This is a genomic window from Nonomuraea sp. NPDC049378, assembly GCF_055586745.1.
Genome location: NZ_JBVJHP010000003.1, coordinates 455,978 through 469,344, shown reverse-complemented (window position 1 = coordinate 469,344; position 13,367 = coordinate 455,978). Strand labels below are relative to the sequence as shown.

Below are 13,367 nucleotides of genomic sequence, written 5' to 3'. Positions count from 1 at the left end.
CCTTTCTCCTTCCTTCCTTCCCCCCCCCCCCCCCCCCCCCCCCCCCCCCCCCCCCCCCCCCCCCCCCCCCCCCCCCCCCCCCCCCCCCCCCCGCCACGTCGCAGACTCCGCGCAAAAGCGCCGTGATCCAGCAGTAGCTTCGGCCCAGTGACCGAAGTCACTGCCGGATCACGGAAGAAAAGGCAGGACGACTCGTCTGCCTCGTGGGGTCACGCAGGTCCTGACCTGCAGTGAAGGAAGCGGCACAAGGCCGCACGATACTTTTCCAGACGACAGCGAAGGACACCGAGGCCACTATGGCGGGACAGAAGATCCGCATCCGGCTTAAGGCCTATGACCACGAGGTCATCGACAGCTCGGCCAAGAAGATCGTCGAGACGGTGACGCGGACTGGCGCGAAGGTCGCAGGCCCGGTGCCGCTGCCGACCGAGAAGAACGTGTACTGCGTCATCCGCTCGCCGCACAAGTACAAGGACAGCCGCGAGCACTTCGAGATGCGCACGCACAAGCGGCTGATTGACATCATCGACCCGACCCCCAAGACGGTCGACTCGCTCATGCGACTCGACCTCCCCGCGGGTGTCGACATTTCGATCAAGCTCTGAGGGAACGCACTGACATGGCTAAGACGATCAAGGGCGTCCTGGGCAAGAAGCTCGGCATGACCCAGGTCTTCGACGCGGACAACCGGATGGTGCCGGTGACCGTGGTCGAGGCCGGTCCGTGCGTGGTGACCCGCGTCCGCACTCCAGAGAAGGACGGCTACTCCGCCGTCCAGCTCGGCTTCGGGCAGGTCGACCCACGGAAGGTCAACAAGCCGCTCGGCGACTACCTGCGTAAGCACGACATCACCCCGCGCCGTTACTTCGCGGAGATCCGCACCGACGACGCGAACGACTACACCATCGGCCAGGAGCTGCAGGCCGACACCTTCGAGGCCGGCCAGTTCGTCGACGTGACGGGCAAGAGCAAGGGCAAGGGCTTCGCGGGTGTCATGAAGCGGCACGGCTTCGGTGGTCTGGGCGCGTCGCACGGTACGCAGCGCAAGCACCGTTCGCCGGGTTCCATCGGTGGCTGCGCCACCCCGGGCCGCGTTTTCAAGGGTCTGCGCATGGCTGGCCGGATGGGCAACGTCCGCACCACTGTGCAGAGCCTGAAGGTTCACTCCGTGGACGCCGAGAAGGGTCTCATCCTGATCAAGGGTGCGATTCCCGGCGCCAACGGAAGCCTCGTCCTCGTCCGCACCGCTGCCAAGAAGGGGGCTGCGAAGTGACAAGCATTGACGTCCTCGACGCCAGCGGTGCCAAGACCGGCACGGTCGACCTGCCCGAAGACATCTTCGGCGCCAAGGTCAACGTTCCGCTGATCCACCAGGTGGTCGTGGCCCAGCTCGCCGCTCGCCGGCAGGGCACCCACAAGGCCAAGACCCGTGGCGAGGTCTCCGGCGGCGGCAAGAAGCCGTACCGCCAGAAGGGCACCGGCCGGGCCCGCCAGGGTTCGACCCGCGCTCCGCAGTTCGCCGGCGGTGGCATCGTCCACGGGCCGGTGCCGCGCGACTACTCGCAGCGCACGCCCAAGAAGATGAAGGCCGCCGCGCTGCGTGGCGCCCTGTCCGACCGGGCCGGCGGTGGCCGCGTCCACGTGGTCAGCTCGCTGGTCTCGGGCGAGACGCCCAAGACCAAGGCCGCCCTGGACGCCCTGCGCAAGATCACCCAGGCTCCCCGCGTCCTCGTCGTGGTCGACGAGAACGACGAGCTGACCTGGCTGAGCCTGCGCAACGCTCCCGAGGTCCACCTGCTGGACGCCGGGCAGCTCAACACCTACGACGTGCTCGTGCACGACGACGTCGTCTTCACCCAGGAGGCGTACGACCAGGTCGTGGCGCGGCTGAGTGGCGGGAAGGAAGACGCCTGATGGAGAAGATCGCCGACCCGCGCGACATCATCATCAAGCCGGTGGTCTCTGAGAAGAGCTACGGCCTGATCGACGAGAACAACAAGTACACGTTCCTGGTGAAGAAGACCGCGAACAAGACTCAGGTCAAGATCGCTGTTGAGCAGATCTTCGGGGTCAAGGTCACCAGCGTGAACACCATCAACCGGCAGGGCAAGCGCAAGCGCACCCGCACCGGTTACGGCAAGCGTCCCGACACCAAGCGCGCGATCGTGAGCCTGGTCGAAGGCGATCGGATCGACATCTTCGGTCAGATCGGCTGACCTGCGGGGGGCTTCGCCCCCCGCATTCCCCCCGTGTCGCCTTCGGGCGACAAAGTCTTTGGGGGCTTTGCACGATTGAATGATCCAGAATCCTCTGGATTCTGGATTCCGACGAAGGATGAACGAAAAAGATGGGCATCCGTAAGTACAAGCCGACGACGCCGGGTCGCCGCGGGTCGAGTGTCTCGGACTTCTCCGAGATCACCCGCAGCACGCCCGAGAAGTCGTTGCTTGCGCCCCTTCACAGTAAGGGCGGCCGCAACGTACACGGCCGGGTCACCGCTCGCCACCAGGGCGGCGGTCACAAGCGCGCCTACCGGATCATCGACTTCCGTAGGCATGACAAGGACGGCATTCCGGCCAAGGTCGCTCACATCGAGTACGACCCCAACCGCACCGCCAATATCGCTCTGCTCCACTACGCCGACGGCGAGAAGCGCTACATCATCGCGCCGACCGGCCTCAAGCAGGGCGACCGTATCGAGAACGGGCCCTCGGCCGACATCAAGCCGGGCAACTGCCTGCCGCTGCGCAACATCCCGACCGGTACCTTCATCCACGCGGTGGAGCTCCGCCCGGGCGGTGGCGCCAAGCTGGGCCGTTCCGCGGGCGCCCAGATCCAGCTGCTCGCCAAGGAGGGCCAGTACGCCACGCTGCGTATGCCGTCCGGTGAGATGCGCATGGTCGACGTGCGCTGCCGGGCCTCGGTGGGTCAGGTGGGCAACGCCGAGCAGGCCAACATCAACTGGGGCAAGGCCGGCCGTATGCGGTGGAAGGGCAAGCGCCCCACCGTTCGCGGTGTCGCCATGAACCCGGTCGACCACCCGCACGGTGGTGGTGAGGGCAAGACCTCCGGTGGTCGCCACCCGGTGAACCCGAAGGGCAAGCCCGAGGGCCGCACCCGCCAGGCCAACAAGGCCAGCGACCGGCTGATCATCCGTCGGCGGAGCAAGAGGAAGAAGCGGTAGGAGCAGCCGAAATGCCACGTAGCCTTAAGAAGGGTCCCTTCGTGGACGACCACCTTCAGAAGAAGGTGGACGCCCAGAACGAGAAGGGCAGCAAGAACGTCATCAAGACGTGGTCGCGGCGCTCCATGATCGTTCCCGACATGCTCGGGCACACGATCGCCGTACACGACGGCCGCAAGCACGTCCCGGTGTTCATCACCGAGTCGATGATCGGTCACAAGCTCGGAGAGTTCGCTCCCACGCGTACGTTCCGCAGCCACGTCAAGGAAGACCGCCGCAGTCGGCGGTAAGCGTCCCGGAAGTAGGAGAAAGCGATGGAAGCCAGGGCTCAGGCGCGGTTCGTCCGTGTCACGCCCCTCAAGGCCCGCCGCGTGGTGGACCTTATTCGCGGGCTGCCCGCTTCGGAGGCGCAGGCCGTGCTGCAGTTCGCTCCCCAGTCGGCGAGCGAGCCGATCTTCAAGGTGCTCAGCAGCGCCATGGCCAACGCTGAGCACAACTTCGATCTCGACCCGAGCACGCTCGTCGTGAGCCGCGCGTGGGTCGACGAGGGCCCGACGCTGAAGCGGTTCCGTCCGCGCGCACAGGGTCGTGCCTATCGGATCAACAAGCGGACGAGCCACATCACCGTGATCGTGGAGTCCCGCGAGCCGAAGGGAAGGACCCGATAGTGGGCCAGAAGGTTAACCCGCACGGGTTCCGCCTCGGCATCACGACCGACTTCAAGAGCCGGTGGTACGCCGACAAGCTGTACAAGTCGTACGTCGCCGAGGACGTGTCGATCCGCCGCATGCTGCAGAAGGGCATGGAGCGGGCCGGCATCTCCAAGGTGGAGATCGAGCGCACCACCGACCGCGTGCAGGTGGACATCCACACCGCGCGGCCCGGCATCGTGATCGGCCGGCGCGGAGCCGAGGCGGACCGCATCCGCGGCGACCTGGAGAAGCTGACCAAGAAGCAGGTCCAGCTCAACATTCTCGAGGTCAAGAACCCGGAGATCGACGCCCAGCTCGTCGCGCAGGGCGTCGCCGAGCAGCTGTCGAGCCGTGTCTCGTTCCGCCGTGCCATGCGCAAGGCGATGCAGTCGGCCATGAAGTCCGGCGCCAAGGGCATCCGTGTCCAGTGCTCCGGTCGTCTGGGCGGCGCCGAGATGTCGCGGTCGGAGTTCTACCGCGAGGGCCGCGTGCCCCTGCACACCCTCCGCGCGGACATCGACTACGGCTTCTACGAGGCCCGTACGACCTTCGGCCGCATCGGCGTGAAGGTCTGGATCTACAAGGGTGAGGCTCCGACGAGCCGCGCCGAGCGCGAGGCGGCCGCCGCCGGCGCTCGTGCCGGCCAGCGTCGTGACCGTGACGACCGTCGTGGTGGCGGCGACCGTCCGCGCCGTGGTGGCGGTGACCGTCCGCGCCGTGGCGGTGGTCGTGGCGACCGTGACCGCGCCCCCCGCACCGAGTCCCAGGCGGCACCCGCCCAGGGGACTCCCGAGACCGGCCCGGCTGCGCAGCCGGGTGCTGAAGGGAGCTGACCATGCTGATCCCGCGCAGGGTCAAGCACCGCAAGCAGCACCGGCCCGACCGTAGCGGCGCCGCCAAGGGCGGCACGAGGGTCGTGTTCGGCGAGTTCGGCATCCAGGCGATTGAGCACTCCTACGTGACCAACCGCCAGATCGAGTCCGCCCGTATCGCCATGACCCGTCACATCCGTCGTGGCGGCAAGGTGTGGATCAACATCTACCCCGACCGTCCGCTCACGAAGAAGCCGGCCGAGACCCGCATGGGTTCCGGTAAGGGCTCGCCGGAGTGGTGGGTGGCCAACGTCAAGCCCGGACGCGTGATGTTCGAGCTGTCGGGCGTGACGGAGTCGGTCGCTCGCGAGGCGCTTCAGCGTGCGATCCACAAACTGCCGATGAAGTGCAAGATCGTTAAGCGTGAAGTGGGTGAGGCGTGATGGCTAAGGGCCTGACCGCCGGAGAGCTGCGGCTCGAGGACGAGGAGACCCTCGTCCAGAAGCTGAAGGAGGCGAAGGAAGAGCTGTTCAACCTTCGTTTCCAGTCGGCTACCGGTCAGTTGGAGAGCCACGGGCGGCTGCGTGCCGTCCGCCGCGAGATCGCCCGTATCTACACCGTGATGCGCGAGCGCGAGCTCGGCATCGTCACGGTCGAGAAGGAGACGAGCGATGGCTGAGACCGAGACCACTGAGACCACGGAGACGAAGGACGCGCGGAACTTCCGCAAGGTCCGTGAAGGCCTCGTCGTCAGCGACAAGATGGACAAGACCGTCGTCGTCGCCGTCGAGGACCGCGTCAAGCACCGCCTGTACGGCAAGGTCATCCGCCGTACGACGAAGTACAAGGCACACGACGAGGCCAACGCCTGTGGCGTGGGCGACCGCGTGCTGCTCATGGAGACCCGCCCCCTCTCCGCCACCAAGCGGTGGAGGGTCGTGGAGATCCTCGAGAAGGCGAAGTAACACTCCTTCTCGGATATACCGCGCCTCGTGGGGGCTCTCGTAGCCCCCATGACGGCGTCCAAGGACGCGGGGCCGCCAGGCCTCGCGTCGCCTGCGGTGCGGCCCTCCACGGAGGGTTGTGGCCGGGGGAACAAGACAACAGCAGGTTCCGCCAGGCTCGCGCGGAAAGCTCGCTTCCGCGGCCTCGTGATGGGCGTGCGAAGCACGATCCGGTGGTCACGGGATTTCTCCCGCGACTTCCATGGAAGCGTGCGAAGCGCCATCTGGGGGGTCGCGGGGGCAGCGCCCCCGCGTGAGAACCGGCGCGACTAACAGGAGTGAAAGTGATCCAGCAGGAGTCGCGGCTCAAGGTCGCCGACAACACGGGTGCCAAGGAGATCCTCTGCATCCGTGTTCTCGGTGGCTCGGGCCGACGCTACGCCGGTATCGGCGACGTCATCGTCGCCACTGTCAAGGACGCGCTGCCCGGCAGCACGGGCGTCAAGAAGGGCGACGTGGTCCGGGCCGTCATCGTCCGCACGGTCAAGGAGCGCCGCCGGCCCGACGGCTCCTACATCCGGTTCGACGAGAACGCCGCCGTCATCATCAGGGAGAGCGGCGACCCTCGCGGCACCCGTATCTTCGGCCCGGTCGGCCGCGAGCTGCGCGACAAGAAGTTCATGCGCATCATCTCGCTCGCCCCGGAGGTGCTGTAATGCCGAAGCTGCATGTGAAGAAGGGTGACCTGGTCCAGGTCATCGCCGGCAAGGACAAGGGTGCCAAGGGTCATGTCATCGCCACCTTCCCGCGCGAGGACCGCGTGGTGGTCGAGGGCGTCAACATGATCAAGAAGCACACCAAGGAGACGCACCAGGGCCCGCGCGGCGCCAAGACCGGCGGCGTGCAGACCATGGAGGCTTCCATCCACGTGAGCAACGTGAAGAAGCTCAAGGACGACAAGCCCGCCGACAAGAAGCCCGCCGAGGAGAAGTCCGAGGCCAAGGCCGACGAGACGGGTGAGGACAGCTGATGACTGCCACGACCACTGAGACAGAGCGCCCGACGCCACGGCTGAAGACGAAGTACCGCGAGGAGATCGCGGCCCAGCTTCGCGAGCAGTTCGGCATCGAGAACGTCATGCAGATCCCGGGCCTGACCAAGATCAAGGTCAACATGGGTGTCGGCGAGGCGGCTCGTGACTCCAAGCTCATCGAAGGCGCCGTCCGCGACCTCACCGTGATCACCGGCCAGAAGCCGGCCGTCGTCCGGGCGCGCAAGTCGATCGCGCAGTTCAAGCTGCGCGAGGGCATGCCGATCGGCGCGCACGTCACGCTGCGCGGCGACCGCATGTGGGAGTTCCTCGACCGGCTGCTGTCCCTCGCGCTCCCGCGCATCAGGGACTTCCGCGGCCTGTCGCCGAAGCAGTTCGACGGCAACGGCAACTACACGTTCGGTCTGACCGAGCAGGTCATGTTCCACGAGGTCGACCAGGACAAGGTCGACCGGCCGCGGGGCATGGACATCACGATCGTGACCACCGCGAAGAACGACGACCAGGGCCGGGCGCTGCTGAAGCTCCTCGGGTTCCCCTTCAAGGAGGCCTGATCATGGCGAAGAAGTCGCTGATCGCCAAGGCAGGGCGCAAGCCGAAGTTCCAGGTCCGGGCGTACACTCGTTGCTCGCGCTGTGGCCGGCCGCGCGCCGTCTACCGCAAGTTCGGGCTGTGCCGCGTGTGCTTCCGCGAGATGGCGCACCGGGGCGAGCTGCCCGGCATCACCAAGTCGAGCTGGTAGTCCCGACGAGCGGTTTTTCCGTCGGATAACCTGTGGGCGGCCTTCGTGCCGCCCGCGGGTGACCACCCGCTTCCCATATTTCCGAAGAAGACCAGGATGTTCCCTCACGGGAACGTCCATGACCACGCCGAAGGTCCACCGGCAGAGAGCCCCGGTCACGGGTGCTGCTTGGCCGACTGGAAACCGCGGCGAGGAAGGCCACTGGCCATGACGATGACCGACCCGATCGCAGACATGCTCACACGTCTGCGCAACGCGAATTCGGCGTACCACGAGAGCGTGGCGATGCCGTACTCGAAGATCAAGGCGCACATCGCCGAGATCCTCCAGCAGGAGGGTTACATCCAGGCTTGGACCGTCGAAGACGCCAAGGTTGGCAAGAACCTCGTGGTGGAGCTCAAGTTCGGGCCTACCCGTGAGCGGTCGCTCGCGGGCCTGCGCCGGGTTTCCAAGCCCGGTCTGCGGGTTTATGCGAAGAAGGACAACCTGCCTCGGGTCCTGGGCGGGCTGGGCGTCGCGATCATTTCGACGTCCGCCGGGCTCATGACCGACAAGCAGGCCGGCAAGCGTGGTGTGGGCGGGGAAGTCCTCGCCTACGTCTGGTAGAGGGGAGGAACACAGCATGTCGCGAATCGGACGGCTGCCCATCCCTGTGCCGAGTGGCGTAGACATCACGATCGACGGCCAGGATGTCCAGGTCAAGGGCCCGAAGGGCACGCTCACTCACACGGTCGCCGAGCCCATCGCGGTCGCTCGTGACGAGGACGGCAGCATCGCCGTCTCCCGGCCCAGTGACGAGAACAAGGTCCGTGCGCTGCACGGCCTGTCCAGGACGCTCATCGCCAACATGGTGCAGGGCGTCACCCAGGGCTACTCCAAGAGCCTTGAGATCGTCGGGGTCGGTTACCGCGTCCAGGCCAAGGGCCCGACGCAACTGGAGTTCTCCCTGGGCTTCAGTCACCCGGTCATCGTCGACGCCCCCGATGGCGTCTCCTTCCGCGTCGAGAAGCCGACCCTGTTCCACGTGGACGGCATCGACAAGCAGAAGGTGGGCGAGGTCGCGGCCAACATCCGCAAGTTGCGCAAGCCTGACCCGTACAAGGGCAAGGGCGTGCGTTACCAGGGCGAACAGATCCGCCGCAAGGTCGGAAAGGCTGGTAAGTAGGCATGGCTCCGAAGACTGCGTTCAGCAAGCACACGGCTGCCCGCACGGTCTCGCGGGCCCGCCGTCACCGCCGCGTCCGCAAATACGTCGTCGGCACGAGCGAGCGTCCGCGCCTGGTCGTCAACCGCTCGACCCGTCACATGTTCGTCCAGATCGTGGACGACACCGTCGGCCACACGCTGGTGAGCGCGTCCACCATGGACGCCTCGCTGCGCTCGCTGGAGGCGGACAAGACCGAGAAGGCCAAGAAGGTCGGCGAGCTCCTCGCTCAGCGGGCCAAGGACGCCGGGATCACCAAGGTCGTCTTCGACCGCGGTGGCAACCGGTATGCGGGTCGGATCGCGGCGCTGGCCGACAGCGCGCGCGAGAGCGGGCTCGAGTTCTGATGAGGGCCCGGGGATCGCAACTAATGGCAACTGAGATGAGGAACCACTGATGGCTGCAGCTCCGCGTCGCGGTGGCGGCACCGGTGGCGAGCGGCGGGACCGTCGTGACGATCGCCGCGGTGGCGCCGCCGACAAGGGCGTCTCGTACATCGAGCGCGTAGTGAAGATCAACCGAGTGGCCAAGGTCGTGAAGGGTGGTCGTCGCTTCAGCTTCACCGCCCTCGTCGTCGTCGGCGACGGCAACGGCATGGTCGGCGTCGGCTACGGCAAGGCCAAGGAAGTGCCCGCGGCCATCGCCAAGGGTGTCGAAGAGGCGAAGAAGCACTTCTTCAAGGTGCCTCGGATCCAGGGCACCATCCCGCACACCGTGCAGGGCGAGGAGGCGGCGGGCGTCGTCTTCCTCCGTCCGGCCTCGGCCGGTACCGGCGTCATCGCCGGTGGCCCGGTGCGTGCGGTCCTGGAGTGCGCCGGCATCCACGACGTGCTGTCCAAGTCGCTCGGCTCGGACAACCCGATCAACATCGTGCACGCCACCGTGGCGGCTCTGAAGGGCCTCTCGCGGCCCGAGGAGATCGCCGCCCGCCGTGGCCTGCCGATCGAGGACGTGGCCCCGGCCCGCATGCTCAAGGCGCAGCGTGAGGGCCTTGCCGAGGCCGCGGCCGCCAAGGCGGTGAGCTAGTCGTGGCACGCCTGAAGATCACTCAGGTTCGCTCGAAGATCGGTGGCAAGCAGAACCAGCGTGACTCGCTGCGTTCGCTTGGCCTGAAGCGAATCGGCGACGTCGTCGTCAAGGAGGACCGCCCCGAGATTCGCGGGATGGTCTCCGTGGTGACGCACCTCGTCGAGGTGGAAGAGGTCGATTGACGTGACTGACAGCTCCAACAACGCTGCTCCGCTCAAGATCCACGACCTGCGTCCTGCCCCTGGTGCCAACAAGGCCAAGACCCGCAAGGGCCGCGGCGAGGCGTCCAAGGGCAAGACGGCCGGTCGGGGCACCAAGGGCAGCCACGCCCGCACGACGGTCCCCCTCGGTTTCGAGGGTGGCCAGGTGCCGCTGCAGCGGCGTCTGCCGAAGCTCAAGGGCTTCTCCAACGCGCTGTTCAAGACGACCTACCAGGTCGTCAACCTGGACCGGCTCGGCGAGTTGTTCCCCGAGGGTGGCGAGGTCACCGTCGAGGCGCTGGTCGCCAAGGGCGCCGTTCGCAAGAACCAGCTGGTGAAGGTGCTCGGCACCGGCGAGATCTCGGTCGCGGTCAACGTGCAGGCCCACGCCTTCTCGTCGTCCGCGAAGGAGAAGATCGCCGCAGCCGGTGGTTCCGTTACCGAGCTGTAAGAGCTATTACGTGGCGTGGGGGCTTTGACAATGGGCCCCCACGCCCGTAGTGCGTTAGAGTTCGCCAGACGGCAGGATTCTGTCCGGCTCGTTTGACCTGAGACTTTCAGATGGCAGATCCCCGCACCATCGCATACTCACACCGCCGTAAAGGCGCGCAGGAGGGACCGTGCTGACCGCGTTTACCCGGGCGTTCCGGACACCGGACCTGCGCAAGAAGTTGCTCTTCACCCTGGGCATCATCGCGCTGTTCCGTCTCGGCTCGGTTCTTCCGACTCCGGGAGTCCACGTCGAGAACCTCGCCGCCTGTTTCGACCAGGCGCGCAGTGGAGAAACCGGCAACATCTACGGGATGGTGCAGCTGTTCAGCGGCGGCGCGCTCCTGAAGTTGTCGGTGTTCGCGCTGGGCATCATGCCTTATATCACCGCGAGCATCATTCTGCAGCTGCTCGTCGTGGTGATCCCGCGCCTCGAGGCGCTGAAGAAGGAAGGCCAGGCCGGTCAGACGAAGATCACGCAGTACACGCGTTATCTGACCATCGGGCTCGCCGTCCTGCAGTCGACCGCCTTCATCGCGCTGGCGCGCACCGGCCAGTTGTTCCCCAACTGTCAGCAGGACGTCCTGCTCGACCCGGACAACATCTTCGGCATCGTCACGATGGTCGTGATCATGACCGCCGGCACGTCCGTGATCATGTGGCTCGGTGAGCTCATCACCGACCGCGGCGTCGGCAACGGCATGTCCATCCTGATCTTCACCCAGATCGTGGCGGTCTTCCCCTCCGAGCTCGCCAACATCTTCCAGGCCAACAAGTTCACCTTCGCGGTCGTCATGGTGGTCGGCGTCTTCATGATCGCCGCGGTGGTCTTCGTCGAGCAGGGGCAGCGGCGCATCCCGGTCCAGTACGCCAAGCGGATGGTCGGCCGCAGGATGTACGGCGGCACGTCCACCTACATCCCGCTCAAGGTCAACCAGGCCGGCATCATCCCGGTCATCTTCGCGTCCTCGCTGCTCTATCTGCCGCAGCTGCTCACGTCGCTGTTCCAGACCAGCGACAACGTGGTCATCCAGTGGATCTCGCAGAACCTCGCGACGGGCGACACGCCGATCTACATGGCCACGTTCTTCCTGTTGATCGTTTTCTTCACCTACTTCTACGTGTCCATCACGTTCAACCCCACTGAAGTCGCCGACAACATGAAGAAGTACGGTGGTTTCATTCCGGGCATCCGCCCCGGCCGTCCGACGGCTGAATACCTGAACTTCGTGCTCACCCGTCTGACCGCGCCCGGCGCGCTCTATCTGGGTCTGATCTCCATGGTCCCGATCGTCGCGCTGGCGATCGCCGGTGCGAGCCAGAACTTCCCGTTCGGAGGGACGAGCATTCTGATCATGGTAGGCGTCGGCCTTGACACGGTGAAGCAGATCGAGAGCCAGCTGCAGCAGCGTAACTACGAAGGTTTCCTGAGGTAGTGCGTCTCGTCCTGGTCGGGCCCCCCGGAGCGGGTAAGGGGACACAGGCCCAGTACATCGCATCCAACCTGTCCATCCCGAAGATCTCGACAGGTGACATCTTCCGTGCCAACGTCTCGGGGGGCACGGACCTCGGCAAGCTGGCCAAGACGTACATGGACCGCGGGGACCTGGTGCCCGACGAGGTCACCATCGCGATGGTGCGTGACCGGCTGTCCGAGGACGACGCGCAGGACGGCTTCTTGCTCGACGGGTTTCCGAGGAACGTCGCGCAGGCCGAGATCCTGCGCGACATGCTCAAGGACTGGGGCCAGGCGCTCGACCTGGTTCTGGAGCTCGTCGTGGACGACGACGAGGTGGTCAGGCGGCTGGCCGGCCGGCGCACCTGCAGCCAGTGCGGTCGCATCTGGCATGTCGAGTTCGACGACAAGAAAGACGACAAGTGCGACGCGTGCGGGGGCGCGTTGTTCCAGCGTGACGATGACAAAGAGGAGACCGTCAGGCACCGCCTGGAGGTCTACCAGGAGCAGACGGCGCCGCTGGTCTCCTACTACGCGGACGAGGGCATCCTGGTCGGTGTGGACGCCACGGGCCCGGTCGAAGAGGTCACGCAGCGGGCCATGGACGCGATCAGGCCCTATATGGGCTGAGTTCCACTATCAACCGATTTGGGCGAGGTGGCACGGGATTCCGTGCCACCTCGCGGCTATTGTGGGGGAATTGGGCTCCCAGGTGGCCCGTTGAGACCCAGGGGGGCAGTACATGTTCAAGCGCAACCGCCACGGAATCCAGATCAAGTCGGCCGAGCAGCTCGAGAAGATGCGGGCGGCGGGCCTGGTGGTGGGTCGCACGCTCGACCTGCTCAGACGCTCTGTCGAGCCCGGCATGACACCCCTGGACCTCGACGTGATCGCCGAGAAGGCGATCAGGGACGAGGGCGCGATCCCGTCGTTCAAGGGATACCAGGGTTTCCCCGCGACGATCTGCGCGTCGGTCAACGAGGAAGTGGTCCACGGCATCCCGACGAACGCCCGCAAGCTACGCGAGGGTGACGTCATCTCGATCGACTGCGGCGCGATCCTCGAGGGCTGGCACGGCGACTCGGCAGTGACGGTGCCGATCGGCGAGGTCGACCCCAAGCTGACGGAGCTGATGCGCGTCACGGAGGAGGCCATGTGGCGCGGCATCGGCGCGCTGACCGTCGGCCGCCACCTGTCGGACATCGGCTACGAGGTCGAGCGGTACGTCAGGTCGCAGGGCCGCTACGGCATCCCTCAGGAGTACGGCGGCCACGGCATCGGCACCGAGATGCACATGGACCCGTGGATCGCCAACCACGGCAAGCCCGGCCGGGGCCCGGCGCTCGAAGAGGGCATGTGCCTGGCCATCGAGCCCATGGTCAACCTTGGGACCGACCGCACCCGCGTCCTGGCCGACGACTGGACCGTGGTGACCGTCGACGGCAAGCAGTCCGCACACTTCGAACACAGCGTCGCGGTGACACATAATGGTCCTTGGGTGCTTACCGCCCTGGATGGGGGCAAGGAGCGCCTTACCCAGCTGGGATTCTGACCGGGAGTGGTG

Annotated in this window: 24 protein-coding genes; all 24 read left to right on the top strand. The window is 66.2% G+C overall.

Annotated elements, in window-relative coordinates; translation table 11 throughout:
* The first annotated feature begins 296 nt into the window (after positions 1-296).
* The 24 genes from rpsJ (at position 297) to map (ending at position 13,355) form a co-directional block, all read left to right on the top strand.
* Positions 297-605: a 30S ribosomal protein S10 gene (rpsJ, locus tag ACZ6SA_RS09940; RefSeq protein WP_012887830.1), complete on the top strand. Its 309-nt coding sequence runs from the start codon at positions 297-299 to the stop codon at positions 603-605.
* A gap of 14 nt (positions 606-619) precedes the next feature.
* The gene (gene rplC, locus ACZ6SA_RS09935) at positions 620-1,273 is read left to right on the top strand and encodes a 50S ribosomal protein L3 (protein WP_347646475.1); all 654 of its coding nucleotides are present in this window, start codon (positions 620-622) and stop codon (positions 1,271-1,273) included.
* The gene (gene rplD / locus ACZ6SA_RS09930; RefSeq protein WP_347646476.1) at positions 1,270-1,914 is read left to right on the top strand and encodes a 50S ribosomal protein L4; all 645 of its coding nucleotides are present in this window, start codon (positions 1,270-1,272) and stop codon (positions 1,912-1,914) included. The genes rplC and rplD overlap by 4 nt, the downstream gene beginning before the upstream one ends.
* Positions 1,914-2,216: a 50S ribosomal protein L23 gene (gene rplW / locus ACZ6SA_RS09925; protein WP_080043238.1), complete on the top strand. Its 303-nt coding sequence runs from the start codon at positions 1,914-1,916 to the stop codon at positions 2,214-2,216. Before rplD ends, rplW begins: the two co-directional genes overlap by 1 nt.
* A gap of 131 nt (positions 2,217-2,347) precedes the next feature.
* Positions 2,348-3,184 carry a 50S ribosomal protein L2 gene (rplB, locus tag ACZ6SA_RS09920; protein WP_132509668.1) on the top strand — a complete coding sequence of 279 codons (837 nt, stop codon included), beginning with the start codon at positions 2,348-2,350 and terminating at the stop codon, positions 3,182-3,184.
* Between the two features lie 11 nt (positions 3,185-3,195).
* Positions 3,196-3,474 carry a 30S ribosomal protein S19 gene (rpsS, locus tag ACZ6SA_RS09915; RefSeq protein ID WP_090930455.1) on the top strand — a complete coding sequence of 93 codons (279 nt, stop codon included), beginning with the start codon at positions 3,196-3,198 and terminating at the stop codon, positions 3,472-3,474.
* A gap of 24 nt (positions 3,475-3,498) precedes the next feature.
* A complete protein-coding gene (gene rplV / locus ACZ6SA_RS09910; RefSeq protein WP_132599484.1) occupies positions 3,499-3,852 on the top strand; it encodes a 50S ribosomal protein L22 in 354 nt (117 codons plus the stop codon).
* On the top strand, positions 3,852-4,709 hold the full coding sequence (gene rpsC, locus ACZ6SA_RS09905; RefSeq protein ID WP_132599487.1) for a 30S ribosomal protein S3: 858 nt from the start codon (positions 3,852-3,854) through the stop codon (positions 4,707-4,709). The genes rplV and rpsC overlap by 1 nt, the downstream gene beginning before the upstream one ends.
* A gap of 2 nt (positions 4,710-4,711) precedes the next feature.
* Positions 4,712-5,131, top strand: coding sequence for a 50S ribosomal protein L16 (rplP, locus tag ACZ6SA_RS09900; RefSeq protein ID WP_347616789.1), 420 nt, complete (start codon positions 4,712-4,714; stop codon positions 5,129-5,131).
* Positions 5,131-5,367 carry a 50S ribosomal protein L29 gene (gene rpmC, locus ACZ6SA_RS09895; protein ID WP_132337013.1) on the top strand — a complete coding sequence of 79 codons (237 nt, stop codon included), beginning with the start codon at positions 5,131-5,133 and terminating at the stop codon, positions 5,365-5,367. The genes rplP and rpmC overlap by 1 nt, the downstream gene beginning before the upstream one ends.
* Positions 5,360-5,653 (top strand): 30S ribosomal protein S17, encoded by a 294-nt coding sequence (rpsQ, locus tag ACZ6SA_RS09890; RefSeq protein ID WP_132599491.1) that lies wholly within the window; start codon positions 5,360-5,362, stop codon positions 5,651-5,653. Before rpmC ends, rpsQ begins: the two co-directional genes overlap by 8 nt.
* Positions 5,654-5,976: 323 nt before the next feature.
* Entirely contained in the window at positions 5,977-6,348 is a 372-nt protein-coding gene (gene rplN / locus ACZ6SA_RS09885) for a 50S ribosomal protein L14 (RefSeq protein ID WP_347646477.1), read from the top strand.
* Positions 6,348-6,662: a 50S ribosomal protein L24 gene (gene rplX / locus ACZ6SA_RS09880; protein ID WP_443153142.1), complete on the top strand. Its 315-nt coding sequence runs from the start codon at positions 6,348-6,350 to the stop codon at positions 6,660-6,662. Before rplN ends, rplX begins: the two co-directional genes overlap by 1 nt.
* Positions 6,662-7,237, top strand: coding sequence for a 50S ribosomal protein L5 (gene rplE, locus ACZ6SA_RS09875; RefSeq protein ID WP_132509674.1), 576 nt, complete (start codon positions 6,662-6,664; stop codon positions 7,235-7,237). Before rplX ends, rplE begins: the two co-directional genes overlap by 1 nt.
* Positions 7,238-7,239: 2 nt before the next feature.
* Positions 7,240-7,425 (top strand): type Z 30S ribosomal protein S14, encoded by a 186-nt coding sequence (locus tag ACZ6SA_RS09870; protein ID WP_132337023.1) that lies wholly within the window; start codon positions 7,240-7,242, stop codon positions 7,423-7,425.
* A gap of 207 nt (positions 7,426-7,632) precedes the next feature.
* A complete protein-coding gene (gene rpsH / locus ACZ6SA_RS09865; RefSeq protein ID WP_132509675.1) occupies positions 7,633-8,031 on the top strand; it encodes a 30S ribosomal protein S8 in 399 nt (132 codons plus the stop codon).
* 16 nt (positions 8,032-8,047) lie between these two features.
* Positions 8,048-8,590 (top strand): 50S ribosomal protein L6, encoded by a 543-nt coding sequence (gene rplF, locus ACZ6SA_RS09860; protein ID WP_347646478.1) that lies wholly within the window; start codon positions 8,048-8,050, stop codon positions 8,588-8,590.
* Positions 8,591-8,592: 2 nt separating this feature from the next.
* Entirely contained in the window at positions 8,593-8,976 is a 384-nt protein-coding gene (rplR, locus tag ACZ6SA_RS09855) for a 50S ribosomal protein L18 (RefSeq protein WP_132599495.1), read from the top strand.
* Positions 8,977-9,025: 49 nt separating this feature from the next.
* Complete coding sequence (rpsE, locus tag ACZ6SA_RS09850; RefSeq protein WP_132632155.1) at positions 9,026-9,655, top strand: 30S ribosomal protein S5; 630 nt, start codon at positions 9,026-9,028, stop codon at positions 9,653-9,655.
* A 2-nt stretch (positions 9,656-9,657) separates the two neighbouring features.
* A complete protein-coding gene (gene rpmD / locus ACZ6SA_RS09845; RefSeq protein WP_080043226.1) occupies positions 9,658-9,840 on the top strand; it encodes a 50S ribosomal protein L30 in 183 nt (60 codons plus the stop codon).
* Between the two features lies 1 nt (position 9,841).
* Complete coding sequence (gene rplO / locus ACZ6SA_RS09840) at positions 9,842-10,309, top strand: 50S ribosomal protein L15 (protein ID WP_132509680.1); 468 nt, start codon at positions 9,842-9,844, stop codon at positions 10,307-10,309.
* A gap of 169 nt (positions 10,310-10,478) precedes the next feature.
* Entirely contained in the window at positions 10,479-11,783 is a 1,305-nt protein-coding gene (secY, locus tag ACZ6SA_RS09835; protein WP_347646480.1) for a preprotein translocase subunit SecY, read from the top strand.
* Positions 11,783-12,433, top strand: a complete 651-nt coding sequence (locus tag ACZ6SA_RS09830) for an adenylate kinase (protein ID WP_347772953.1) — start codon at positions 11,783-11,785, stop codon at positions 12,431-12,433. The genes secY and ACZ6SA_RS09830 overlap by 1 nt, the downstream gene beginning before the upstream one ends.
* A gap of 112 nt (positions 12,434-12,545) precedes the next feature.
* Positions 12,546-13,355 (top strand): type I methionyl aminopeptidase, encoded by an 810-nt coding sequence (map, locus tag ACZ6SA_RS09825; protein WP_347646483.1) that lies wholly within the window; start codon positions 12,546-12,548, stop codon positions 13,353-13,355.
* Positions 13,356-13,367 lie beyond the last annotated feature (12 nt).